General features: G+C 36.5%; 25 protein-coding genes. 20 read left to right on the top strand and 5 right to left on the bottom strand.

The window, feature by feature from the left end; all coding sequences use genetic code 11:
• Positions 1–294: 294 nt before the first annotated feature.
• Positions 295–1,200, bottom strand: a complete 906-nt coding sequence (locus AC3WSK_RS13215) for a LysR family transcriptional regulator (protein WP_492413504.1) — start codon at positions 1,198–1,200, stop codon at positions 295–297.
• 132 nt (positions 1,201–1,332) lie between these two features.
• On the opposite strand from AC3WSK_RS13215, the gene hpaI reads away from it, so the two are divergent.
• The 16 genes from hpaI to AC3WSK_RS13135 all read left to right on the top strand — a co-directional run bounded on the left by hpaI (position 1,333) and on the right by AC3WSK_RS13135 (position 19,537).
• Complete coding sequence (hpaI, locus tag AC3WSK_RS13210; RefSeq protein ID WP_079563527.1) at positions 1,333–2,259, top strand: 2,4-dihydroxyhept-2-ene-1,7-dioic acid aldolase; 927 nt, start codon at positions 1,333–1,335, stop codon at positions 2,257–2,259.
• Between the two features lie 70 nt (positions 2,260–2,329).
• On the top strand, positions 2,330–3,847 hold the full coding sequence (hpaE, locus tag AC3WSK_RS13205) for a 5-carboxymethyl-2-hydroxymuconate semialdehyde dehydrogenase (protein WP_079563526.1): 1,518 nt from the start codon (positions 2,330–2,332) through the stop codon (positions 3,845–3,847).
• Between the two features lie 27 nt (positions 3,848–3,874).
• Positions 3,875–5,344 (top strand): 4-hydroxyphenylacetate 3-monooxygenase, oxygenase component, encoded by a 1,470-nt coding sequence (hpaB, locus tag AC3WSK_RS13200; RefSeq protein WP_427483560.1) that lies wholly within the window; start codon positions 3,875–3,877, stop codon positions 5,342–5,344.
• Positions 5,345–5,374: 30 nt separating this feature from the next.
• Positions 5,375–6,358, top strand: coding sequence for a 3,4-dihydroxyphenylacetate 2,3-dioxygenase (hpaD, locus tag AC3WSK_RS13195; protein WP_427483561.1), 984 nt, complete (start codon positions 5,375–5,377; stop codon positions 6,356–6,358).
• Positions 6,359–6,381: 23 nt separating this feature from the next.
• Positions 6,382–6,855: a flavin reductase family protein gene (locus tag AC3WSK_RS13190; RefSeq protein ID WP_079563523.1), complete on the top strand. Its 474-nt coding sequence runs from the start codon at positions 6,382–6,384 to the stop codon at positions 6,853–6,855.
• A gap of 21 nt (positions 6,856–6,876) precedes the next feature.
• The gene (locus AC3WSK_RS13185; protein ID WP_427483562.1) at positions 6,877–7,773 is read left to right on the top strand and encodes a cytidyltransferase; all 897 of its coding nucleotides are present in this window, start codon (positions 6,877–6,879) and stop codon (positions 7,771–7,773) included.
• Between the two features lie 28 nt (positions 7,774–7,801).
• The gene (locus AC3WSK_RS13180; protein ID WP_427483563.1) at positions 7,802–9,244 is read left to right on the top strand and encodes an aldehyde dehydrogenase family protein; all 1,443 of its coding nucleotides are present in this window, start codon (positions 7,802–7,804) and stop codon (positions 9,242–9,244) included.
• A 62-nt stretch (positions 9,245–9,306) separates the two neighbouring features.
• Entirely contained in the window at positions 9,307–9,660 is a 354-nt protein-coding gene (locus tag AC3WSK_RS13175) for a DUF485 domain-containing protein (protein ID WP_170939056.1), read from the top strand.
• Positions 9,661–9,664: 4 nt separating this feature from the next.
• The gene (locus tag AC3WSK_RS13170; protein ID WP_492413499.1) at positions 9,665–11,221 is read left to right on the top strand and encodes a solute symporter family protein; all 1,557 of its coding nucleotides are present in this window, start codon (positions 9,665–9,667) and stop codon (positions 11,219–11,221) included.
• A 53-nt stretch (positions 11,222–11,274) separates the two neighbouring features.
• Positions 11,275–12,033 (top strand): fumarylacetoacetate hydrolase family protein, encoded by a 759-nt coding sequence (locus AC3WSK_RS13165; RefSeq protein WP_492413497.1) that lies wholly within the window; start codon positions 11,275–11,277, stop codon positions 12,031–12,033.
• Between the two features lie 33 nt (positions 12,034–12,066).
• Positions 12,067–12,855, top strand: a complete 789-nt coding sequence (locus tag AC3WSK_RS13160) for a fumarylacetoacetate hydrolase family protein (protein WP_492413495.1) — start codon at positions 12,067–12,069, stop codon at positions 12,853–12,855.
• Positions 12,856–12,870: 15 nt separating this feature from the next.
• The gene (locus tag AC3WSK_RS13155; protein WP_492413493.1) at positions 12,871–13,257 is read left to right on the top strand and encodes a 5-carboxymethyl-2-hydroxymuconate Delta-isomerase; all 387 of its coding nucleotides are present in this window, start codon (positions 12,871–12,873) and stop codon (positions 13,255–13,257) included.
• A gap of 394 nt (positions 13,258–13,651) precedes the next feature.
• Positions 13,652–15,145, top strand: a complete 1,494-nt coding sequence (locus tag AC3WSK_RS13150) for an aldehyde dehydrogenase family protein (RefSeq protein ID WP_492413491.1) — start codon at positions 13,652–13,654, stop codon at positions 15,143–15,145.
• Positions 15,146–15,405: 260 nt separating this feature from the next.
• Positions 15,406–16,224, top strand: a complete 819-nt coding sequence (locus tag AC3WSK_RS13145) for a helix-turn-helix transcriptional regulator (protein ID WP_079563515.1) — start codon at positions 15,406–15,408, stop codon at positions 16,222–16,224.
• A 507-nt stretch (positions 16,225–16,731) separates the two neighbouring features.
• Positions 16,732–18,036 (top strand): APC family permease, encoded by a 1,305-nt coding sequence (locus AC3WSK_RS13140; protein ID WP_492413489.1) that lies wholly within the window; start codon positions 16,732–16,734, stop codon positions 18,034–18,036.
• A gap of 121 nt (positions 18,037–18,157) precedes the next feature.
• Positions 18,158–19,537, top strand: a complete 1,380-nt coding sequence (locus AC3WSK_RS13135; protein ID WP_492413487.1) for an aminotransferase family protein — start codon at positions 18,158–18,160, stop codon at positions 19,535–19,537.
• A 494-nt stretch (positions 19,538–20,031) separates the two neighbouring features.
• Here the strand turns inward: AC3WSK_RS13135 and AC3WSK_RS13130 are convergent, their stop codons facing one another.
• Both AC3WSK_RS13130 and AC3WSK_RS13125 read right to left on the bottom strand, forming a co-directional pair.
• Positions 20,032–20,649, bottom strand: a complete 618-nt coding sequence (locus tag AC3WSK_RS13130) for an exosporium glycoprotein BclB-related protein (protein WP_427483572.1) — start codon at positions 20,647–20,649, stop codon at positions 20,032–20,034.
• A gap of 223 nt (positions 20,650–20,872) precedes the next feature.
• The gene (locus AC3WSK_RS13125; protein ID WP_427483573.1) at positions 20,873–21,397 is read right to left on the bottom strand and encodes a SpoIIIAH-like family protein; all 525 of its coding nucleotides are present in this window, start codon (positions 21,395–21,397) and stop codon (positions 20,873–20,875) included.
• A 209-nt stretch (positions 21,398–21,606) separates the two neighbouring features.
• On the opposite strand from AC3WSK_RS13125, the gene AC3WSK_RS13120 reads away from it, so the two are divergent.
• On the top strand, positions 21,607–22,110 hold the full coding sequence (locus AC3WSK_RS13120; protein ID WP_492413483.1) for a GNAT family N-acetyltransferase: 504 nt from the start codon (positions 21,607–21,609) through the stop codon (positions 22,108–22,110).
• A 110-nt stretch (positions 22,111–22,220) separates the two neighbouring features.
• Here AC3WSK_RS13120 and AC3WSK_RS13115 read toward each other — a convergent pair whose 3' ends face one another.
• On the bottom strand, positions 22,221–22,646 hold the full coding sequence (locus tag AC3WSK_RS13115) for a GNAT family N-acetyltransferase (protein WP_492413481.1): 426 nt from the start codon (positions 22,644–22,646) through the stop codon (positions 22,221–22,223).
• Between the two features lie 306 nt (positions 22,647–22,952).
• On the opposite strand from AC3WSK_RS13115, the gene AC3WSK_RS13110 reads away from it, so the two are divergent.
• The 3 genes from AC3WSK_RS13110 to AC3WSK_RS13100 all read left to right on the top strand — a co-directional run bounded on the left by AC3WSK_RS13110 (position 22,953) and on the right by AC3WSK_RS13100 (position 24,881).
• Positions 22,953–23,198, top strand: a complete 246-nt coding sequence (locus tag AC3WSK_RS13110; RefSeq protein WP_492413479.1) for a YoaP domain-containing protein — start codon at positions 22,953–22,955, stop codon at positions 23,196–23,198.
• Between the two features lie 358 nt (positions 23,199–23,556).
• On the top strand, positions 23,557–23,814 hold the full coding sequence (locus AC3WSK_RS13105; protein WP_427483577.1) for a hypothetical protein: 258 nt from the start codon (positions 23,557–23,559) through the stop codon (positions 23,812–23,814).
• Positions 23,815–23,885: 71 nt separating this feature from the next.
• Positions 23,886–24,881, top strand: a complete 996-nt coding sequence (locus AC3WSK_RS13100) for a zinc-dependent alcohol dehydrogenase family protein (protein WP_492413477.1) — start codon at positions 23,886–23,888, stop codon at positions 24,879–24,881.
• Positions 24,882–25,022: 141 nt separating this feature from the next.
• Here the strand turns inward: AC3WSK_RS13100 and AC3WSK_RS13095 are convergent, their stop codons facing one another.
• Positions 25,023–26,018, bottom strand: a complete 996-nt coding sequence (locus AC3WSK_RS13095; RefSeq protein ID WP_079563506.1) for a PLP-dependent cysteine synthase family protein — start codon at positions 26,016–26,018, stop codon at positions 25,023–25,025.
• Positions 26,019–26,199 lie beyond the last annotated feature (181 nt).

Raw genomic sequence — 26,199 nt, 5'->3', positions numbered from 1 at the left:
GTCCGGTTCAATACCGAACTCATTTTACTCAAGCTGCCTAATGAAATAACCGTGTCTAACTTTTAGGGGTCACTTCATCATCTGTGGAGGGCTTTTAATTTGCAGAAAAGGAAGGTGTCAGATGAAAACAGACACATTATATACATCCATATAATAGCCACTTTCTTGATTCAACAATAGAGTGGACCACCTCTAGAGCATCCACTGTCATACTCTCTTTGGTAGAAGGGAGTAATTAAAATCTTTAAAACTGATTCAACACATCATGATATATAGAATCATGTAATTATTGAGTCATTCTACATGTGAAATATTTAAACTGTATTCCTTCTTAAAAGTTTCAATAAATTTAATAGCACTTTTTGAAAGGTAACGGTCCTTTAACCAGATAACGGCGGAATCTGATTGAATACTTAGTTCTTCAAGCTCCAATATTTTCAGGCCATTCATAGAAAATGAATGTAAGACAGACCTTGGGAGTAAGGAAGCACCGACACCTTCTCTAACTAGGGACATAATCATAGCAGCGTCTGAACATTGACAGACAATATTTGGTTCATAGTGATATTTTCTACAAGCTTCTATAACCAGTTCGTATTGACCAACACCCTTAAAACGTTGTAGCAACATTAGTGGCATACTTGAAAGTTCATCTAGTCTTAATGTATTTTCATAATTCCACGTCTCAGGGATAACGGCAACAAAATGGTCCGGAGGTAATGGTAGTGAAGATAAGTCATCTGATTCTGCTTCTAAAGGTAACCGCACTATCGCAACCTCAATATGCCTATTTCTTAAATCTTGTAATAATCGATAGGTATCCCCTTCGTATAAACGAAATGTTACGTTTGAATACATTTCTCGGAAAAAGCGAATGCGTTCAGGTAGGTAAGAAAAGCATGTTTTTACAGATCCAATTGATAAGATTCCCTTAAGACCTTCTCCTACCTCTTTCACTTCCATAATTGTTTCTTCAATCTGATTTAAAAGATTGGTAGCTCTCTTATACAAAACTTTTCCTGCTTCTGTTAGTTCTATATTCTTTCCATTTCGTACTATCAAAAGAGTACTAAGTTCTTCCTCCAGCGCTTTTAGCTGTTGACTAAGGGGGGGTTGGGCCATATGTAACTTTTTCGCTGCTCTAGTGATTTGGCCTTCTTCAACAATAGTGGCAAAGTATCGCAATTGTCTTATATCCATGAAATTCCTCCTTAGAAAGCATATTTATTTTATATACGTTACAAACTTTTTAAATATTTTAAATATTTTAAACTTAATGATACATTAATCTTGAAAACGATTCCATGAAAAGGTAGAAAAGGAGAAGATAAAATGTCTAGAATTCGAAAAGCTAAGGAAAGTTTAAAAGGTTCGATTGCACCAGTTATTACACCATTCAAGGAAGATGAAAGTTTAGATTTACAGACATTTAAAAGTTTAATTAACTGGCAAATAGAAAGTGGGAGCCATGGTATTTCGGTAACCGGGACTTCTGGGGAACCTAGTTCTCTAACAATCGAAGAGAGAGAGCTTGTGATGGAGACAGCAAGTAAAACGATTAACGGACGAGTTCCATTTATACCAGCAACGGGATCAGTTAATCATAATGAAGCGCTTCGGCTAACAAAGGCTGCTCAAGAAATGGGAGCAGATGCTGCGATGGTCATTGTTCCATACTATAACAAGCCTTCCCAGCAAGCATTATATAAACACTATAAAACTATTGCCAATGCCGTGGATATTCCAATAATTATATATAACATTCCTGGAAGAACAGGAGTGAATATGGAAGTAACAACAATGGCTCGACTTGTTGAAGATTGTCCGAACATTATTGGTGCCAAAGAGTCAAATAAAGATTTTGAGCATGTCAATCGGGTGCTATTAAATTGTGGTAGAGATTTTAGTCTATTCTCGGGAATTGAACTTCTTTGCTACCCAATGTTAACAATCGGTGGGAAAGGTTCTATTAGCGCTACAGCAAACGTTGCACCGGCGAAAGTAGCAGAAATGCACAATGCTTGGGAGGAAGGAGACACTGAAAAAGCGTTAGATCTTCATTTTGAATTAATGACATTAAATGATGTGTTATTTAAAGAGACTAACCCTGGACCAGTAAAAGCAGCGCTGGGCATGATGGGTAAAATTACGCCAGTTTTACGCAAGCCAATGGATTTACCATCTGAGGTACTTCAAAACGAAATTCGTGAAGTTTTAAATCAATATGGCATCTTGTCAAATGAGATTGTAACTAAATAATTATTCAAAATCTAAAAAATTCTCTTACTCCTTGTTATAGGAGTAAGAGAAGAATGAGGAGTGTAATAACATGCAAGTTCAAGTAACTGAGACTCAAAAAAATCACGTACACAAGCAAGTAGCAAATGTAAAACTATATATTAATGGACAGTTTGTCGACAGTAAATCAGATGCTATTTTTGAAAATAAAAATCCATTTACTAATGAAATAAACAACTATATCGCTGAGGGGCGTGAAGCGGATATAAATCAAGCAGTTCTTTCAGCAAAAGAAGCGTTTGAGAATGGTCCGTGGGGCAAGTTGAAATTGAAAGAAAGAATGAAATATATTAATAGAATTGCAGATCTCATCGATGAGGAGATTGAAGAAATCGCTTTCTTAGAATCATTAGATACAGGTCTACCAATTAGCCAAACGAGAAATCAAACCGCACGTGCTGCAGAAAATTTCCGTTTTTATGCACGTATGGTTGAGACAAAATTGCATGGCGAATCTTACCCAATGGATGATGAATTCATTAATTATACAGTTTATAAACCATTAGGAGTTATAGGGTTAATTACGCCATGGAATGCCCCATTCATGTTAGAGACTTGGAAAGTAGCGCCTGCATTAGCAACTGGAAATACTGTTGTGCTAAAACCAGCTGAACTTTCACCATTGACTGCAAATAAATTAGCTGAAATTATTCATAAAGCTAAAGTTCCTGATGGAGTCTTTAATGTCGTTCATGGATTTGGAGAAACAGCAGGGGCTGCTCTTGTTGCTCACCCAAATGTGAAAGCGATTTCATTTACAGGTGAAACGACTACAGGTTCCACTATTATTAAAAATTCTGCGGATACTTTAAAGAAAACCTCGATGGAGCTTGGTGGGAAATCACCTTTAATTGTATTTGATGATGCAGATCTTGAACGAGCTTTAGATGCAGCAATATGGGGGATTTTCTCTTTTAACGGGGAACGTTGCACATCCAATTCTCGAGTATTCTTGCATAAAAATATTAAAGTTCAATTTGTTGAAAAATTATTAGCACGTGTCGCAAACATTAAAATTGGTGACCCAATGGATTCATCAACTGAGCTTGGTCCGCTAATTGAAAAAGGTCACTACAACAAAGTAAAAAAATATATAGAAATCGCTAAACAAGAAGGTTGTGAAGTAGTTCAGGGCGTGGTTCCGGAGAAGGTAAAGGCAGGTAATTTTGTACCACCGACACTTTTATTAAATGCAAAAAATGACATGAGAGTATGTCAGGAAGAAATCTTTGGTCCCGTTATGGCCGTAATCGAATTTGAAACAGATGAAGAAGTACTTCATATGGCAAATGACGTATCTTACGGACTAGCTGGCTTTGTATGGACAAAAGATTTAAAACGAGCACATCGTATGGCGGATGCTATTGAAGCAGGTATGCTTTGGATTAACGCTCAAAACGTACGAGATCTTCGAATTCCATTTGGCGGTATGAAAGATAGTGGAATTGGAAGAGAGGGTGGTCATTTCGCAATGTTTGAATTCTATACAGAACCAAAGGTAATCCATGTTGCTATAGGTGACCATCATATTCCGCAATTTGGGAAGTAAAAACTATTTTCTAAGGGGGACACAATAATGCCAGCAAAAACAGGAGAGCAATATATTGAAAGAGTCGATAATGCACAGGCAAATATATGGATTGATGGCAAACGAGTAGAAGGAAAGATTTCAGAACATCCAGCTTTTAAAGGAGTAATGAAAACTCAGGCAGAACTTTACGATTTGCAACATGATCCAGACAAAAAGGATTACATGACATATGTATCTCCAACAACTGGTGAACGGGTAGGGACATCTTTTATTCAGCCAAAAACAAAAGAAGAATTGGTGACACGTCGCAAAATGATGCAAGAATGGGCGAAATATAATGGTGGCATGATGGGACGTTCCCCTGATTACATTAATGTCGGGATGATGGCGTATGGTTCGGCTGCAGAAATGTTCGGAAAACAGGACTCCATCTATGCCGAAAACATGGCCAACTACTACGAGTATTGCCGTGAAAATGATTTATCTTTAACACATACGTTGATTCAGCCTCAAGTCAATAGGGGAGTAAATTCAGCACAGCTTCCAGATCCGTATATTGCAGCACGAAATAAAGAGAAAACATCTGAAGGGGTCGTTATCAAAGGGGCAAGATTACTTGCTACTCAAGGTGGTATTACCGATGAAATCATGGTATTCCCATCTACTTTGTTAAAACAATCAGCTGAAGAAAATCCATATGCATTTGCATTTTCTATTCCTAATAACACACCGGGCTTGAAATTTATTTGTCGAGAATCTTTTGATTATGGTAAGTCTCATTTCGACCATCCACTAGGATCTCGCTTTGAAGAAATGGATACCATTGTTGTGTTTGATGATGTTGTCGTTCCGTGGAATCGAGTCTTTGCTCTTGGTGATGTTAATGTGTGCAACCAGGCCTACAATGAAAGTAATGCAGTTGTTCATATGACACATCAAGTTGTATCAAAAAATATCGCGAAAACAGAGTTTGTACTTGGTATTCTTCAATTAATGGCAGAGACCATTAATATTGGCCAATACCAACATATACAGGAGAAAATCTCTGAGGTAATTATTGCACTTGAAACGATGAAAGCATATGTCGTTGCTGCCGAAGCAAATGCAAAAGTGGATAGATGGGGAACTATGACACCAGAATTTGCACCGTTAAATGCAGCGCGTCATTACTTCCCGAAAATTTACCCACGCTTTACAGAAATTATGCAATTAATGGGTGCAAGTGGCTTAATGGCGATTCCAGCAGAAGCAGACTTCAATTCTGAAATTCGTCCGGATCTTGATAAGTATTTACAATCAGCCACTGGAGATGCTTATGATCGTGTGAAACTTTATCGTTTGGCATGGGATGTATGTATAAGTTCATTCGGTACTCGACAAACACTTTATGAGCGCTTCTTCTTCGGTGATCCAGTTAGAATGGCAAGTACGCTTTATAACGGGTATGACAAACAAGAATATGTTGATCGTGTAAAAGAATTTTTGAATCGATCAGAAGCGTTAGTTAAAAAATAACTAATTAATCGACTAAGGGAGATGAGGAGTATGGATTTCAATATCATTCGTATTGCCAGAACTGTTATAAATGTGAAGGATTTAGACCGTTCAAAAGATTTTTATGTAAAAGCGCTCGGTATGATTGAAACGGAAACTAAGGACGACTGTGTTTATTTGAAAGGGCTTGAAGAACACACACACCACAGCTTGGTCCTTAAAAAGTCCGAGACGTTAGGGGTACACGCACTCGGTTACAAAGTAGAAAAAGAAGAAGATCTTGACCGTCTGGCTGAATTGTTTCAAGCAAAAGGCTTAAAAACAAAGTGGCTAAAGGAAGGTACTCAGCATGCTCTTGGGCGTGCACTGCATGTACATGATATTTCAGGAATGCCTCTTGAATTTTTCTGCAAGATTGAAAAAGCAGAGCGCTTACTTCAGCGCTACGATTTATACAGCGGTGCACGAATTCAGCGGATTGACCACGTAAACTGTGCTGTACCGGATGTAGAAAAAGCTTACAACTTCTTTATCAACGAGCTAGGCTTTGCATGTTCTGAATATACAACTATAGAAGATGGAAGTATCTGGGCTACGTGGCTCCATCGCAAACAGACCGTGCACGATCAAGCCTTTATGAACGGAGATGGTCCGCGTCTTCATCACTTTGCTTACTGGCTACCGGATCCACTTGCTCTAATTCATTGTTGCGATGTTTTAGCTTCTCTTGGTTATTCAGAGAACATTGAAAGAGGTCCAGCACGCCACGGTTTATCCAATGCGTTTTTCTTGTATTTAAGAGATCCAGATGGATATCGCATAGAGCTGTATAACGGAGATTACTTAACAAGTGACAATGACTTCGAGCCGATTCGATGGGATTTAAATGACCCACGTCGTCAAACATTATGGGGGGCAAAAGCACCGGACAGTTGGTTTAATGAAACATCTCCGTTTTTAGATATTGAAACGAATGAACAAATTCAATCAAAAGCACCAAACCTAGCACAGCGCAAACCAGAGCTTGTTATTTAAATAAAAGGAATGGAGGAATTTTAATGGATGATCGTACATTTCGAGATGCGATGGGTAAATTTGCAACGGGCGTAACAGTTATTACAACGGACATTGATGGAGAGCCACATGGCATGACAGCAAATGCCTTCATGTCAGTGTCGCTAAACCCAAAACTCGTACTAATATCAATTAAAGAAAATGCAAAAATGCTCGATAAAATTAACCGTTCCGGTAAATTTGCAGTAAATATTTTATCGGAAGACCAGCAAGAAATTTCCATGTTATTCGCCGGCCAGATCAAAGAAAAGCGAGAACCAGAATTTGACCGCCTAAACGAAATCTCGGTAGTAAAGGATGCACTAGCTAATATTGTATGCACTGTATATGGAAAGCAAGTAGCTGGTGACCATACACTGTTCCTTGGAGAAGTGGAAGAAATTGTTCTTCGTGAAGGAAACCCTCTGACATTCTTTGCAGGAAAATATGGCCAGATCACTGCACCGCAGTTAACTTAACATAAAAGGAGAGGGCAAACGATGGAGACAATTACTATTAAAAGTTCAATTGATAAATCAAAGTTCACTGAAATGGAAGCTTGTGTTTTGGCTCTTGGTTTTTTTGATGGCGTTCACATCGGCCATCAAAGAATTCTTGAAACAGCAAAACGAATTGCTGTGCAAAAACAATGCGCCTTTGGTGTTATGACGTTTTATCCGCACCCAAAAGATATACTCTTTCCTCATTTGGAGCCAATGACTTATTTAACTCCGCTTCCTTTGAAAGAAGATCGGTTTGAAAAGCTGGGTGTTGAGAAGTTATTTGTTGTTGAGTTTAGCCCTGAGTTTGCTCGTCTTTCTCCTAACGATTTTGTTGAACAATACATTATAGGACTTGGATGTATACATGCTGTAGCAGGCTTTGATTATCATTATGGCTATAAAGGACTCGGTAATATGAAAACGTTATCAGAGTATAATCCCGGAAGTTTGGAAGTAACGACTGTTCCAAAGATCCAACATGATGATGAAAAAATTAGTTCAACAGCAATCCGAAAATTGCTTGATGAAGGTCATGTGCAAAAGATTCCTATGTACCTTGGCGATTTTTATGAAATTAATGGAGAAGTAAATCAAAGTTCCCTTTTTTACAACAACCATCAGTTTCTTAAATTAATAGTAAAAAAGAGATACCGAATGCCTAAACCAGGTATTTACCATATTCAAGTTGAAATAGATGGTAATAATTATGATGGAACCTGCCACCAAATATCTATAAATGAGCAACACCCTTCATTATTAATACAATTAAAAGATTGTTCTGTATACCCATACAAGAAGCGGATTAAGGTAAAGTGGCTAGATTATAAATATGGCAAGCAGAATGAGTCCTACGGAATGAATGAATACATGAAAAAAGATGAGCTAGTGATCTAATGAATAGAAAGCTAGAAAGGAGTAGACTATGAATTTAAAAGTACAAGCAAGAAAGAAAAACTTATACATTGATGGTCAATGGCAAGAGGCCACTGAACATGCATCCCTAACATCTCCATACTCTGGAGATGTTATTGCATATATTCCTAAGGCTAATGAAAAAGAAGTGAATGAGGCAATCGAAGCTGCATGTCGTGCAAAAACAGTAATGGCGAAAATGCCAGCTCACGAACGTGCAGCTATTTTGGAACGTTTGGTAGGTTTGTTTGAGAAGCGTTTAGATGAAGCTGCAGAAATTATCGCTTTAGAGGCAGCTAAACCAATTGCTACTGCGATCGAAGAAGTGAAACGGACAATACAAACGTATAAGTTTGCAGCTGAAGAAGCAAAGCGAATTCATGGAGAAACAATTCCATTGGACGCTGCACCAGGTGGAGAAAAACGAGTTGCATATACGGTGCGAGAACCTATTGGGGTTATTGGAGCGATTACTCCATTTAATTTCCCGATGAATTTAGTTGCCCATAAAGTAGGTCCTGCCATTGCCGCAGGAAATACAATTGTATTAAAACCAGCATCTCAAACCCCACTATCTTCTTTCTTTTTAGCAGAGTTGTTACAGGAGGCTGGTTTACCTAATGGAGCTCTTAATGTGATTACTGGAAGCGGAAGAGTCGTGGGAGATAAAATCGTGACCGATGATAGAATTGCAGCTATTACATTTACGGGAAGCCCAGCTGTTGGAATTGGTATTCGAAACAAAGCAGGACTGAAGCGCGTGACATTAGAACTGGGTTCAAATGCTGCCGTTATTATTGATAAAGGGATCGATATAGATTCAATTATTAATCGTTGTGTGAAGGGAGCCTTTTCTTTCCAAGGTCAAGTATGTATATCATTACAACGAATTTATATTCATGAAAGTTTGTACGAAACATTTGTGCAAAAATTCGTTGAAGAAACTCAACAACTCAAGATTGGTGACCCTTTAGATCCACGTACGGATGTTTCAGCGCTTATTTCAAAAGAAGATGTGGGACGTACTTTAGATTGGATTCATGAAGCGAAACAACATGGAGCAGAAGTAGCAACCGGGGGAATCGCAAAAGGGAATATTCTATTGCCAACAGTATTATTAAATGCAGATTCTTCTTTAAAAGTTTCGTGTCAAGAAGTGTTTGCTCCAATTGTTATCATCAATAAAGTTCAAACAGTAGAGGAAGCAATTGAGCAAGTAAATGATTCGAGATATGGTCTCCAAGCGGGAATCTACACAGATAATGTTCATACAGCGTTAACAGCAGCTGAAAACCTTCATGTTGGAGGCGTAATGATTAATGATATTCCAACGTTTCGTGTAGATCACATGCCTTATGGAGGTGTGAAGGAAAGTGGAGTTGGAAGAGAAGGAATAAAATATGCTGTAGAGGAAATGACAGAGCTAAAACTAGTAGTTTTTAATAGAAATTAAAAATCGAAAAATTAGAAGCATTTAAGAACCCTATTAAATTATTAGGAAGAGGTGCTATCAATTTGGAGCTAGTAAAAGAACAGAGTAGTGTAAAACAAGACATCGAACAACAAGACAACAAACAAATAGATTATAACAAAATTTCCACTTCGGAGGATTTTAAACAACTACTTTTAAATAAGAAAAAGTTTATTATTTCATACACCATTTTTTATTTGGCATATTCTCTAGCTTTACCATTCCTAGCCTTGTTTACAACTATATTAAACGTCCAAGTAATAGGAGACATTACGTTAGCGTGGATTTACGGTATTTCAATTATCTTCATGTCATTTTGGGTATGCAGTGTTTATGTAAAGAAGTCTGCTGAATTTGACGAAAAAGTAAAGCAAATCATAGTAAAAGAGGGGCTGTAGACATATGGGATGGGATATAATACTTCTTTTTGTACTTATGTCAATAGGGGTACTTTTCATTACGTACTATGCTTCCAAAAAAACAAAAACGGCGGGTTCATTCTATACAGCTGGAGGTGGTCTGACTGCTAGACAAAATGGGCTTGCTTTAGCTGGAGACTTTATGTCTGCATCTACCTTTTTGGGGTTAATTGGAGCCTTTTCTTTAACGGGATATGACGGATTTTTCCTTATGTACGGTGCCCTAGTTTCTTTTCTTGTCATTTTATTTTTAGTTGCAGAACCATTAAGGAATCTTGGGAAATATACGTTAGGTGATATGATTACTGCTCGATTTAAGTTTAAACAAGTACGAGGTGTAACAGCCTTCAATACAATAATCATCTCAGTTTTTTATATGCTTGCACAGCTTGTTGCTGCAGGAGCTTTATTCAAATTATTATTAGGCATTCCGTATAATACTTCAGTCCTTATTGTTGGTGTTGCTATGTTAGCTTTTGTTTTGTTTGGAGGAATGACCGCAACAAGCTGGGTTCAAATTATTAAAGCCGTTCTTTTAGTAGGTGGAACCTTTATTATGTTTGTAATGGTTATGTGGAAATTTAATTTTAATTTTATTGGCATTTTTACTGATATGAAAACAGCCACTCCTTTTGGAATTGATTTCTTAAATCCTGGTTTAAAATATAAAAATGGTTGGGATGCGGCTTCTTTAACTCTTGGGCTCATTCTTGGGACAGCGGGTCTACCCCATGTATTAGTTCGCTTTTTAACTGTACCTAATGCTCAGGTTGCCAGAAAGTCAGTTGTTTGGCTTATGTGGATCATGGGGCTATTCCATATTATGGTCATTTTCCTTGGGTTTGGAGCAGCAAAGCTAGTTGGAACTTCGAATATTATAGAGGCTAACCCAGCAGGGAATATGGCAGCGCCGTTATTAGCAAGGTATATTGGCGGAGATTTTATGTTTGCTTTCATTTCTGCGGTTTCTTTTGCTACGATTCTCGCAGTTGTCGCTGGAATTGTGGTTACGGGAGCAACAGCATTTTCCCATGACTTTTATAACGAAATTTTAAAAGACGGGAAGGCAACCGAAAAACAGCAAATGTTTATGGTACGTCTTGCATCGATTCTCATCACTGCTATCGCCATTTCCTTATCACTATTTCTTCAAAATTTCAATGTTGCCTTTGTAGCATCAATCGCTCTAACATTAGCAGCGAGTTCGAATTTACCAGTTATTTTATTAACTATTTTTTGGAGAAAATTCAACAAAACTGGAGCAATATTTGGGATGCTTATAGGATTAATTAGCACGATTGGTCTGGTCATGTTGAGTCCAAATGTTTGGAATCCAGAACCAGGTGTAGCTTTATTTACTGGTAATCCTATTTTCCCTCTTGCATCACCAGGAATTCTTTCTATACCGCTAGGTTTCTTAGGCTGCTATATTGGTACATTAATAGGGGCCCGCAAGTCAAAAAATGTAGAGGATAATTTTTCGGAAATTATCGTTAAGTCAAATATAGGTAATGATGTTAAAGGTGTAGTTAATCATTAGTGTTTAAGTAATCATCAGAAGAATTTACGAGTTTATGAGAGGAGTGAATAGTTATGAGTAAGGCAATTATTAAATTTAGTGAAACCCTCCACACAAAAGAAGTGGAAGTAGATCCTCAAAGCAATACAATTATTCTCGGTGATAGAAATTTAACAGTAGAGCAGTCCTCTTTAGAGGCGCCGATTTCAGGTACAGTATATGGGGCTTTATTAAATTATAGTGGCGAGCTTAAAGCATTAGGTTCATCGTTAACGAACGAACCTTATAAACAACCTCCCAAAGCGCCTGTCTTATATATAAAACCGGTGAACACCATTACTGGATTTAAGTCTTCAATTCCATTACCCGAGGATACGTCTCATCTGCAAGTAGGTGCCTCATTAGGCATTGTCATTGGAAAAGATGCTACTCGTGTAACAGAAGAAAAAGCTTTAAATCATGTATTAGGATACACCATTGTAAATGATGTGAGTATTCCACATGAGAGTTTTTATCGACCAGCTATTAAGCAAAAAGCAAGAGATAACTTTTGCCCTGTAGGTCCATGGATTATTGAACGAGATGCAATCGTTGACCCTGATAAGTTGACAATTACTGTATTCGTTAACGATGAATTAAAACAAAAGAATACAACGGCTAATTTAATTCGTCCTGTATCGCAATTGATTTCTGAAATTTCTGAATTTATGACGCTGTATGAGGGAGATGTTTTACTGATTGGGGTACCTGAAAATCCTCCGCTTGTTAAAAAGGGAGATCGAGTACGAATTGAAATCGATGGAATCGGTTATTTGGAAAATACAGTTGAATGAGAATCTCATTGTTTTAAAAGGAGCGCGATTATTATGAAACATGCACGTGTAGTATTTCAGGATGTCGTTCATCACGCAATTGAAACAGATGACGGTCATCTTAAACTAGATAATGGACAAATTGTTTCTGAGGAGGAAGTGGTCTGGCTACCGCCTGTCCAACCTAGAACTGTTTTTGCTTTAGGACTAAATTATGCAGATCATGCAAAGGAACTTGCTTTTCAAGCACCAACTGAACCTTTAGTTTTTCTAAAAGGTCCTAATACTTTTATCGGTCATCGAGGTCAGACTTACCGACCGTATGAAGCTACCAATATGCATTACGAATGTGAACTTGCAGTTGTCATTGGGCGTTCCGGGACTAACATTAAACGAGAAGATGCATATGATTATGTAGCAGGATATACCGTTGCAAATGACTATGCCATCCGTGATTATTTAGAAAACTATTATCGTCCGAACTTAAAAGTAAAGAATAGAGATACTTGTACACCAATTGGTCCATGGCTAGTCGATGCACAAGATATTGAAGATCCTATGAATCTTACATTGCGTACTTATGTAAATGGAAAAGTTACGCAGGAAGGCACAACGAAAGATATGATTTTTAATATTCCTCAATTAATTGAGTATTTAAGTAGTTTTATGACATTAAATAAAAACGACATTATCCTTACTGGTACGCCTGAGGGCTTAGCTGATACAAAGGAAGGAGATGAAGTCATTACTGAAATTGAAGGGGTGGGACGACTAGTAAATACCATTATTAGTGAAAAACATTTCTTAAGAACTAAAAGTGATAACGCTATTTTTAGTCAGTGAAAGGGATGAGAATACATGCCGCATTTTATTGTTGAGTATACCGATAATATAAAGAAAGAAGCAGACATTCCGAATTTGCTTAAAAAAGTGAATGATATTTTGATTAGCCGTAGTAATCTTTTTCCGACTGGAGGAATTCGATCAAGAGCAGTAGAACTTCAAAATTACCGAGTAGCAGATGGAGCGGAAGATGATGCATTTGTTCACGCTATATTAAAAATTGGGGCGGGGAGATCGACTGAAAATAAGAAAGAAACTTGTGACGAACTATTCGAAGTAATCAAGGGTCATTTTGCTGATTTATTTTCTAGACGATATCTGGCATTATCTATGGAATTGATTGAATTCAGTGAGGAAGGTACTTACAAGTATAACAATATTCATAAGCGTTTTAATAAGTAAGAAGGCTGAAAGTCAATCTGCGTTAAAGGTAATAGATTTAAATTTGGCTAAAAGAAGTTTTCTAGATTTTTAATCTAAGATCTTCATTACTGTTGTTTCATTGATTAAAAGGCTCATAGTCGACATTTTTCAGAGGGTATGAGCCATTATATCAAGATAACATTCAGGAGGATTCGTTAATAAAGGGAAAAAATAGGAAATACAATGTGGACAGGACTATAAAAAGAAAACAGAAGTTATATAAAAACCATTTGCTCAGAACTTTTGCTTAGGGTAAATAATTTAGTTTGTAAGAGTAGTTCCGCTTTTTACAATAAAAAAACAATTGATATCGCTTACAATTTAGGTTACATCGCGTTAAGTTTAGATTTTCATTTCAGGAAGGGGACTTTAAATGATAAAGAATCAGGCTTTAGATGTGAACTGCATTGAATGGGCAAGTAAAATAAACAAAAGTTATATTGGAGGTCAATGGGTAGAGGGGGGGAGTAAAAGAATTTATTCAATAAAGGATCCGTATGATCAGTCAACTATTACATCTGTAGAATTAGCGAATATAGAGCAAATAAAAGACGCTTATCACAAAGCAAAAGCAGCACAAAAGGAATGGGCTAAATCTACTCCAGAACAAAGAAGAGAGGTTTTAACAAAAGCATTAGACTATTTAGAGAAAAATAAAGAGCATATTTTGGAATTAATTACACGAGAAACAGGTGGAACACTACTTAAAGCTCATATTGAGTTTGGCTTTGGGGTTAGTGACATAAAAGATTCTATTAATATGGTTGATGAAATATACACACCCAAAAATTATGTATCTACTACGCCAGGAAAGGTTAATCGTGTATATCGATTACCTTTAGGTGTTATTACGTCCATCACGCCTTTTAACTTTCCATTTAACATGGCAACAAGAACAATTTTCCCTGCCATTGCTCTCGGGAACAGTGTTGTTCATAAACCAGATCTCCAAGTTGGAATAGTTGGTGGACAAGTTTTTGCAAAGGCTTTCGAAGAAGCAGGACTTCCAGCTGGAGTGTTTAATTCAATTTTAACTGATCTTCAAGAATCAGGAGATGAATTCCTGTTAAATACGAATTCTTCGTTTATCAGTTTTACAGGATCGACTGCAGTAGGAAAACATATTAATAAGGTAACAGGCGGAACATTAAAACAAATGGCATTAGAACTTGGAGGCAATAACCCTTTAGTAGTTTTAAGAGATGCCGACGTTGAACAAGCAGTGAAAGTCGCCATCTTCGGGAAATTTTTGCATAGTGGTCAAATCTGTGCGATAACAAACCGAATTATTGTTAATAGAGATATTTATGATGAATTTGTTGCTAGATACGTAGAAAAAGTAAAGGGATTAACAGTAGGGGACCCCAAGGACCCTAACACAATTATTGGACCTGTTATAAATGAAAAACAAGCTGATAAAATTATGGATTTAGTTAATAAAGCAAAGGAAAGTGGATTAAAAGTTGCTGTAGAAGGTGACCGTACAGGGAATGTTATTTCTCCATTTGTATTTGTTGACGTACCAAATGATTCAAGTCTTGCATCTTGTGAAATCTTCGGTCCTGTTGCACAAATTATTCCGGCTGAAAGTGATGAAGAGGCCATTCGTTTTGCTAATGACACGGAATATGGATTATCCTCTTCCATTATGACTAGTGACTTAGAAAGAGGGGAAAGATTAGCCCTTGAGATCGAATCTGGTACAACACATATAAATGATATGCCTGCAGTGCTAGAAGGAAATGTTCCATTTGGTGGAGTGAAACAAAGTGGAATTGGACGTTTTGGATATGAATGGATTGTAGAGGAGTTTACTGTTGCGAAATGGGTATCTGTACAGACGAGTAAATTAGATTATCCGTTTTAGGATTACAGTGAAATTCAAATTACTGATTTTCCGAACGAGCTACACCCTGCATGCGCTTTCTCGTTCGGGAAATCTGTAAATAGAGAGCCAGAGAGTAGACGTAGATGAGGACCAACCGTTAATAATTGCAAAATAACTACTTACACATACTTTCTGTAAGAAAAGTAGTAAACCGTTGATTTGGCTGTTACTTGATTAATCGAGGATATATTAAGCATCGATTTGTAAGCGCTTACTAATATGTGTTAAAGGGGGTATAAGTGATTAGTTCTTTAAATTCGAAAATAATTAGTTACTTGCCGTCTCAGCCTGACTTTGAATTTCAGACAGATTACTATATTGAACAAAAAGTTAGAATTAAACCAAACCAACCATCTATTCTGTTTTATCAATTTAAAATGGGAGGGGTAAGTAGTCAAATTTCTGTTATCCCGGATGGGTGTATCGATATTCTCATTAATTGTGATCAGCATTACGGTAATATTTGTGGAAGCGTTACTAAAAGTAGAGTGATTAACCTTCTCCCGAACAGTACATACTTTGGTATGCGTTTTCTGCCATGTCTAGATATTAAGAAAATAAAATTCGGTATAAAAGACCTTACAGATAAAGAAATTTCCTTAAATGAAATGTTTCCTGTAAATACGAATATTTTAGAAAGGGTAGTAACCGACGAAAGTTTTGTGGAGAGAGTCAATATATTCAATGAAATATTGGAAAACCAAATTTTTGAGATGGATAAATCAACAAAACTAATAAAACAAGCATTATATAATATATACGCGACAAGAGGTAATATTACCATAACTCAACTTGCAGAAGAAGTAGGATATTCAACTAGATATTTAAGAAAACAATTTGAAGACCATATTGGAATTTCCCCAAAATTATTTAGCCAAATAGTAAGATTTCAATCATCACTAAATATGCTTCTAAGGACAACCCACTTTACGTTAAATGATGTTATTTATGAGAATGGTTATTATGACCAAGCCCATTTGATTCATGAGTTTCGGAATTTTGGATGCATGACACCTTATCAATTAACTGGGCAAAAAAGTTGCCTGAAAACCAGCTAAATAATGTTTGTATTGCTAAAGCAATTACTTATTTAAGTAATTGCTTTTTACGTGCGCCTGGCATGAGCATATTGGAACAATTTATGAGTAAAAATTTAGAATGTTCCGATTTTTACAATATTAAATGATCTTCATCTGATAATCTGTAATTAATATTAAGAATGCTTATTGTTCCTACTACAGTTCGTAGGAAAAAATGGCAATAAACAAAACGAAAGAGGGGAGTCAGATGAACGACGAAATATCAACTGTTTATTAATGGTGATTGAGTTGAGGCTGTGTTAGGCAGAACGTTTGAGTCTATTAACCCCAGAACCGGAAATGTACAGTTAGACAAAGCATGCCTGAGTTGACTTGAATGGAAAGGTTTGAATATGGAGGATAACGCTTTGTATAAATAACAAAATTATAATAACACCAATGGGGGTAGGGATTATAGAAACACAAAAATCAGTAGAGAACATTCGAATTTTATCAGATGGGCAAAGTCTAAAAAGAAGTTTAAAGATGCGTGATTTAGTTATTTTTGGTCTTGGCTTTATGGCACCAGTTGCAGCGATGTCAATGTTTGGAATTATCACTTTGGTATCTCATGGCCATTCTGTCCTCTCATATGTTCTTGGTTTTGTTGCAATGTTATTTACGGCGTACAGTTTCGGTAAAATGGTTGAAGCTTACCCAGTTGCGGGCTCAACCTATACCTACGCCCATCAAGCGCTACACCCTAAAATAGGATTTATAGCTGGATGGGGAATGCTCCTTGATTATCTGTTGATACCCATGCTAACTTTTTTGATCAGTGCAAGTTTTGCAAACGCCCTTGTACCAAGTATTCCGGTTTGGGGTTGGGTTCTCATTTTCGCTATCCCAATCACGATTGTAAATATAATTGGAATTGATATAGCAACTAAGTTGAATTCAGTTTTAGTGCTCTTCATGATTATCGCGGTGATCGCCTTCGTTTTCAGCGCAAGTCACTTTATTATAACGGGTGAGTTATCTTTAATAAGCTATAAGGCAATTTATGATGGTGATTCATTTTCAATAGGAGCAGTTATTGGCGGGGCAGCTATTGTTATTGTCGCTTACCTAGGTTTTGATGCTATAACAACCTTAGCTGAAGAGACGAACGTAGCGGGGAATAAAATTGGTTTGGCCATTATGTTTACCTGTGTCATTCAAACGGTATTTTATGTTTCCGTCACTTATTTAGCAGTGATTCTTGTAGGAAATTATTTAACTATTGATAATCCCGACACAGCCTTCTTCAACGTTTTAGAGACGATAGGGGGCGGGTTTCTTCAGACTTTTATTACATTTACGATTATCGCATCTGGATTTGCAAGCGCCTTAGCAAGCCAATCAGCTTCAAGTCGTCTGCTCTTGGGGATGGGACGTGACAATGTCATCCCTCAAAAATTTTTTAGCTATATCCATCCAAAGTATAAAACACCGATGAATAATATTTTATTAATGTCAATCATCGGAGTAATTGGTGCAGTATCTTTGGATTTGCAAATTGTCTCTGACTTAGTTGCATTTGGTGGATTATTAGGATTTGCTTTCGTGAATATTTGTGTAATTAATCATTATTATTTAAAAAATAAGCAAAAAAATATCGTTAAACATTTGATTGTTCCATTAATTGGGATGTCAGTTTGTCTTTATATTTTGTGGGGGCTTTCAACAGCTGGAAAAATAGTTGGATTTACTTGGATGGGAATTGGTGTTTGTTATTTCGCGATTCGATCCATGTATTCAAAAGAATCCAAGAAACTCTTAACAGATATAGAAGGGCAGAATATTAGTTAAATAAAATAACAATTTTTATACCTACTCAGAGCATTAGCTAAATGAATTAACAAAGGCTTTATTGATAGGACAACTAGTTAGGAAAGTTAATTATATTTGTCTATTAAAGGAGGAATAAAATATGCAATACGTTACAAAACGGAATAACCTAAGCAAATTGGAATTATCAGAGCTTGATAAAAAGCATTATTTGCATCCGACTACACCACCAAGAGCTCATTATTTATCAGGGCCTTCAACAATCTTTACAGAAGGTAAAGGAATTTATCTGAAAGACATAGAGGGGAAAGAGCGTATTGATGGGGTTTCGATGCTTTGGAATGTTAATCTTGGCTATGGAAATGAAGAGCTTGCTGAGGTAGCAAAACAGCAGATGTTAAAACTTTCTTACAGCTCTTCATTCAGCGGACAATCCAATGAGCCCGCTATCCTTTTAGCACAGAAAGTGGCCTCGTTAGCACCTGGTGATTTGAATGTTTGCTTCTTCACATCGGGAGGTTCGGAATCTAATGATACTGCATTTAAACTAGCCCGTTTTTATTGGAAAGTAAAAGGTCAGCCAGAGAAAACAAAAATTATTTCTCTTGAACAGTCATTCCATGGGGTTACAGTAGGAGCCACAAGTGCTACAGGAATCGAGGGATTCAACAAATTTACGAACTCCAATGCTCCGAACTTCCTTACAGCTGCAGCGCATGTTTTGAATGCAGAGCTTGGTGATAAAAGTGATCCAAATTACTCGCGTTCGATTCGTGGGATAATTGAATCAGAAGGATCCGACAACATAGCCGCTGTCATTCTGGAGCCAATCCAAGGAGCAGGCGGGGTAAGGTTCCCTCCTGACGGATACCTTCAAGCTGTTCGCAAACTTTGCTACGAACACAACATTTTGCTTATTGCAGATGAGGTGATTTGTGGGTTTGGAAGAACTGGAAAGACCTTTGGTGTTGATAATTGGAACATTGTTCCGGACTTTCTATGTGTTGCAAAAGGAATCTCAAGTGGCTACGCACACTTGGGTGCCGTAATTATGAGAGAGCATGTAAGAGAAGCATTTATTCAATCAGATGAAATGATGTTCCATGGATTCACATACAGTGGACATCCAATGGCTTGCGCGGTTGGTTTAAAGACACTTGAGATATTAGAAAGGGATCAAATTGTTGAGAATAGTAGACTTCGCGGTGAACAATTATTAAAAGGACTTAAGTTTCTCGAAAGTAATCATAAACATATAACGAATGTAAGAGGTCTTGGTCTACTTGCCGGTATTGAGCTAGTTAAAGATCCTGAAAACGGCATCGCATTTGATCCATCGGTACACGCCGCAGCTCTGTATACAGATATATGCATGGACTTAGGGCTACAATTGCGTTACTTCGATTGGAAGGGAACAAATACGGTTGCTCTTGCTCCACCGCTTATTATTACAAGCCAACAGGTTGAAGAGATTATTAACAGAATGTCTGACGCTCTTAAAAGGTTCGAAAAACAAATTTAATTCACGCTAGCAAAATCTATTAAGACTATTGATAGTGATAGTAAAGACTATATCCAATGAACAACTGTTGACCAGGCGCTCATAACATATGAGTACCTGGCCTTTTTGTGTTTATTCATCATACGGTCTAAACTTGTTACGGAGCAATGTAAGTTCATCTTTTTCTCTAGTATCATACTTTTTAAAAATAATTTCGGTTGTTCTTTAGCTACTATTTAAGAAGTAACCCTGTACATATAACGTAAGTAAGGCAAAAAGCAAGACAATAAGTAGGATATTTATTGTTCCTAAGTAGTCATAGTCAAAATTACTATGGATAAAAAGAAGGTATACTAACGATTGCTAGTACATTAAGAGCTGTATTTGCAGGGGCTTATGGAAAAGCTTAAAACGAGTAATTAATTAGACAATTGAAATATCATCTGTGGAGGACGAAGCGCATAGAGAGAGCCCTGTACCGTTCAATTACTGGCTAGAGGAAAGGGGTGTTGTTTTTATACAATATTAATTCCTGCACTCGCATTACCAAGAATAATGTCAACGGCAGTTTCTCCTGGTACCGATGAAATATAAAATACCATTAATAAACGATCACCTGCAGTTACTGGTACGGGTGAGATAGTAGCCGATGCAAATACTAAAAGGCCTACGGGTATAGGTTCTGTAATAGATGGAACTAAATCAACGCTAGCACTTGTACCAGTAAAAGTATTACTTCCTACAGGTGCAAGAAAAATTTGAGCACGGATTGTCACAGATCCTGATTCTACCTGCCCAGCAAGTGCATTATATGAGGCTGAAATAGCAGTTATATTCCCGTCACGTGGGACGGTGAAGGCTTCACTTAAAAGTCCGGTTAAATTAATCGTATTATTTGCAAGAGGTACAAGGTCTACAGCCGAACCAAACCCTATGAGACTAGCAAGTCTATTGCCAAGTATATTTTCAACGACTGTTTGTCGTCCAGAGGAGAAGGGAATTATTGAACCACCTTGATTTTCTCTGCCATTCCCAATTTTTGAATTGATACAATTGATATCTGTGGCCACAAATGGTCCTAAGTTATTACAATCTTTACTTGCTGATGAACGATTACAATTATTTTTGCACACAAATTTCCCTCCTTTCATCGCTATGATATGTTGAAGAAGGGAAGTGAGAAGGGCTATAAACTTTATAATTATTTCTTTATTTTTAAACGATGAAAAAAGCCTCTCATTTTGAGCGACTTAATGTTGTTGTTTCTATTGGGAGAAGGGGGCATGCTATCAAAAAAATCTCTACATGTCGTAAGTAACGTTTGTTTATATATTGAATACCATTTTTCTCTAGTCTTTAATAATTATTAGCGCCAAATTTAACTTGCACATTAGCATCCTCGCATTCTTTTATTACCAGATAGATAATTCCGTTTGCGGAATATTTAGATAGTTCCTTTGCCATCACTGTTACAGAAACTTTTTTGCCTTCTATTCTTACTAAAGCATCGGGATAGCCTAGTGACTTAATTTGCATCTCAAGCATTGTTTCTGTGGATTCTTCTTTATTGAGAGTATCAATTTCAATAGCTGCCTTGTTTTTTTCTTCAGCAAAATACCCATCTGATGTAATTTTTCGAGTTAATTTTTGGCGAAGTTGATTTCGTTCATTACTAACTTGTAGGCGCGTTTCTTCAAATAAAGAGCTTGGAGAGGAAACTTCTTTTGTCACATTCTGTAAAGTTTCTTTTTGATCTGCATTTTTTTTAAATGTAATCTCCTCTTTTGATTGTTTTGGTGAATCTATCAAAGAATAGACTGAAATAACCGCTACTAGAGTTAATAATATAAGTAACCAAGACGATTTACTTTGTAGGTGCATGTACTGTCCCTCCATCAGTTTAATGGTTAATGAGCCATCACTTGAAAGATAGTTAAGAGAGCATCGTTTTATTTACCTTAAATATATTCCTAAGAGACCTAATTCTTACATAAACCTTGAAAATAAATTAAGTCCACAAATTTGCACAAGTCTGTTATGGATTGTTATAAACTTAGAATAAGAGAAAACGATTTAAGGAGGAAATTATTTTGATAATTATAGAAACAGAAAGGCTAGAATTACGAGAATTTAATGATGAGGATATTTCTGTCCTTTACACAATTTTTTCAGATGCTGAAACAATGAAATATTATCCATCCTCATTTAACTTAGAACAAACTAAAAATTGGATTGAGAAAAATAAACAAAGATATCGAGAAGATGGTTATGGTTTATGGGCTGTCTGTTTAAAAGAATCAAAAGAATTAATTGGAGATTGCGGCCTTGTTAAACAAATCGTTGATGGAAAAAATGAAGTTGAAGTGGGTTACCATATTCATAAAAAATATTGGTCTAAAGGATATGCAACTGAAGCAGCTAAAGGTTGTGTGGAATATGGATTTGCACATTTGGGACAAGAAAGATTAATAAGTATTATTGATCCAAAAAATGGAGCTTCTATTCGTGTGGCTGAAAAAAATGGCTTAATGAAGGAAAAGGAATCGTTTGTTTTTAATAAAACTCACGATATATATTCATTAAATAAGTTGTAATTGTAAAACATAATGAAGACTAAATGATTACAACTACAACTTTTTGATACTTTATGATATAGAGGATTATTTATTATTTTAGTTCGATAGGAAGTTCCTTTAGGAGATTTTTATGAAAGATCCTTTTTTAAATAGTAGTGCTTATAATCCCGTCCAACATTGTCCAATGTACCGTAAACTTGATATCCGTGATTTTCATAAAAACCTAAAGCCTGAAAACTTAAAGTATCGACCTTTATGAAATCACAGTTGTTATTCAAAGCTATTTGTTCGATTTCTACTAATAATTTAGAGCCATAACCTAATCCGCGAATTTCCTCATCGATCATAAGTGTATGTATCTCTAACCAATTCCAACAAATTTCCCCCAATATGCCACCACGGACTTGGTCATTTTCATCTGTAAGGAAGAGGTTGATTGCTTGATATCGGCCTCTTAAATCTTTTGGAAAGTGTTTTAAATTGTATTCGTAAAGCTTTTTATTAATTAAAGATTTTTTATGTTCATTTTGCTCCTGTAAGATTTTATATTGCATACATTTTTCCTCCTCTTTTATAATGGGAAATTTCGCTTCCAAATTAAATGGTGGCTATTCTCATTCTAATAATGTTCCGTTTTCGATTGTTCACATTTGCGGTAAATTTTAGATACTAGTAATTAAGAAAAGAAATTACTATCCGTTATCAACCTTCGATATAATAAAATAGGGTTATCATAAAAGTTTGGGATGGCATTCGTTAAAATGTGTGTCACGTTATAAGTTTGGTGATGAACTATACAATAGCAGGATTAATTTTTGTAGGTAAAGAAGCGGGTGGTAAAGTGAATTATATTCAAATTTATGCTGGCCCAATGCCCGTTTGCAGTTGGTATTATAGATGATTTGAAAAATATAGAAGAGAAAAGGGGCATTCCTTTTCATACATATCAACTAATGGCGAAAGATGAAGCACAGAATGCACCTATCATATGGACGACCTTTGGACTATTTTACAATGGTCAGTTTATTTCATATAAAATTATGAGCGCAAACAAATTCGAAAAAGTATTTAATTACATTATGAGTAGGGAATTTATCCCCTTTTGATGAACATTAAAATTAGAGCAAATAAACAAATACCTATAAAAGAACCTAGAGTAAACGACCAAGAAAAATAATCGAAAAAGATGTATGCAATTACGATAGCAAGCATATATCCGAGAACAGTGCCCAACAATTGTTTTTGGATATTCAACGTTCTCACTCCTTACAGCTTAGGATTTTTAAAAGTTATTACCCTTATTTATATTTTATAGAATTATCAGGTAAATATCCATAAGAATTAAGAATTCAGGTAGATCAGCTTTGAAAAATAGCAAACAGTATACAGAACATTAAATATAGGGAGATCAACAGGATGTATGGCATTTAGTGAAATAATGATCTCAGTATTATTTATGAGCTTATGGCTGCTAAAACAGTTGAGGTAAATCATTATCACCATCATGCACAACAATTTTTCTTTGTGGTATTTGCAACAGCAACGATCGATATTGCCGGAGAACGAATTGTGCTACAAAAAAACGCACCAGATGGTAGAAAGTATAGTAAAGATCACAAGTACAAAGGAGATGTTTTACGACCAGTCTCCTTAAGTGAAGCAAATCCAACAATAGAGGAATATATAGGATTACACCCAACAACAGGCTGGAACGCTCGGTGAGGATGAGAAAGCTCCTCGGAAGGTTTCATTTTGGAGTAGTCACAAAACTGCTATATAAAGGAGTTAATTTTTTGAAAGCAAAAAGCATTAAATTATATGAATTTGGAAGCCCTCGGGAAGTTTTGAAGTTTGAAAATAAAATGATTCAACCTCCTCAAGAACAAGAAATTCTTGTTCGAATGCTGGCACGCCCTATTAACCCTTCTGATTTAATCCCAATATGGGGGAGTTATGCCCATCGAATTTCTTTGCCAAATATTCCTGGCTATGAAGGGGTAGGTATTGTAGAGGATGTAGGCCCGTGTGTTTCTCAGAATCTTATCGGAAAGCGTGTATTACCTTTGCGAGGGGAAGGAACTTGGCAGGAAATTGTAAAAACAAGCGTAGAATTCGCAGTACCCATTCCAGATACTATAGATGATTTTACTGCAGCACAAATGTATATCAACCCAATGACAGCTTGGGTAACATGTACAGACATATTACAATTGCAGCCAAATGATGTTTTAATAGTCAATGCTTGCGGGTCCGCAATTGGACACATATTTGCTCAGCTAGCAAAATTGTTAGGTTTTCAATTAATCGCGGTTACGAGAAATAATAGACATACTGACGATTTAATTCAGCTTGGTGCTTCCTATGTAATAGATACTTCAAAAGCACCGCTTTATGAGACAGTAATGGAACTAACAAATGGTCGGGGCGCTAATGCTGCTATTGATTCTATTGGAGGGACAGCTGGCAATGACCTTGCTTTTTGTCTGAAATCTGGAGGGGACTTTTTAGCCATTGGTCTTTTATCAGGTGTGCAAGTGAATTGGCAGAGAATCGTTAAAGAGGCAAATATAAATGTAAATATGTTCCATTTACGTCATTGGAATAGGCAAGTATCGGTGGGAAGATGGCAACGTACATTTCAGCATTTAATCCATCTAGTTAATAGTGGAAAGTTAAAAATGATGACGGTGGATTCTCATTATGATTTGTTAGACATTAATAAGGCGATAACGGCTGTTGAATCATCTAAAACTACTAAAGGAAAGATTTTTTTAACAAGTTATAAATAAATAGAAAGACCGAACTATCCCGAAACACTTCATGAGCGTTTCATTGAGCTAGTTCGGTATTTTTGTTAGCTGAAACACTTTTGTCCCAGCATCTTTCCTTATAAGTATGATTTGCCAAAAAAATCTAAGCTTACTGTGATTCTAAAATAAATCAGTTGATAAATATCGTAGACCAGTATCAGGTAGGATAACGACAATTCGTTTTCCTTTGTTCTCTGCACGTTTTGCAAGAGCTGTGGCGGCAAATATAGCAGCACCTGATGAAGTACCTACTAATATACCATCTGATTTTGCAACTGCGCGTGCAGCCTCATAAGCTTGTGTAGTTTCTACCTCAAGTACTTCATCAATTATATCTAAATGAACATTCGATGGTACACGGACCTCGTCAGCATCGGAGAAGCGGTGAACACCTGTGATTTCAATGATATCTGGATTATGAACGGTAGCAATGGAATTAACAGCAGGCTCTACACCAATGATCTGAATAACTGGATTTTTAGATTTTAAGTATGCTCCAGCACCACTTATCGTACCCCCTGTGCCGATTGCTGCCACAAAGATATCAATTTGTCCGTCCGTATCCTCCCAAATCTCAGGACCAGTAGTTAACCTATGAACATTTGGGTTGGCATCATTATTTAACTGATTTAAAAACACAACATTTTCTTCTTGTTCAACGACCGTTTCTCGAAATACTTTATTCGTTTCAACAAAGTCACCCTCTGTTTCCTCAAAAGCAGCTACCATTTCTGGGACATCTGAAAAAGGGACAACCTCCGCTCCGTATGCCTTTACAGCCTTTGTGCGCTCTTCACTAACACCATCCTGCATGTAAATTCGAAGCTTATAGCCTTTTGCTGCTGCAATTGCTGCTAGACCAATACCAGTATTGCCACTTGTTGTTTCGATTATTGTTTTATCTTTTGTTAATACACCACGAGCTTCAGCATCCTCAATCAACGCTTTAGCAACACGGTCCTTCACACTATTAGCAGGATTAAAATACTCTAGTTTTACGATAATTTCGGCTTCTAGCTGTTGCTCTTTTATATACTGATTTAATGCTAATAGTGGTGTATGACCGATTAATTCTGTAATAGATTGTTTGATCTTATTCGTTACAATTTGACCCATCACAATCAACCCCTTTAATTTAACTTACTTATCTTACTTGTTTTATAGGAATTAATGGAATTGTATCATGATAAATCCATTGAAGCAATAAAGTGCCTGATAGAAAGATTGAATCTAATGATAGAAAAAAATGATGAATCATATCTACACATTAATTTTTCCTGGGGCTATGCGAAAGTGA

It is taken from the genome of Lysinibacillus sp. EB271-A1-10B (genome assembly GCF_058791335.1).
The sequence above is the reverse complement of the archived record's forward strand: the minus strand, read 5'-3'. Positions and strand labels throughout refer to the sequence as shown.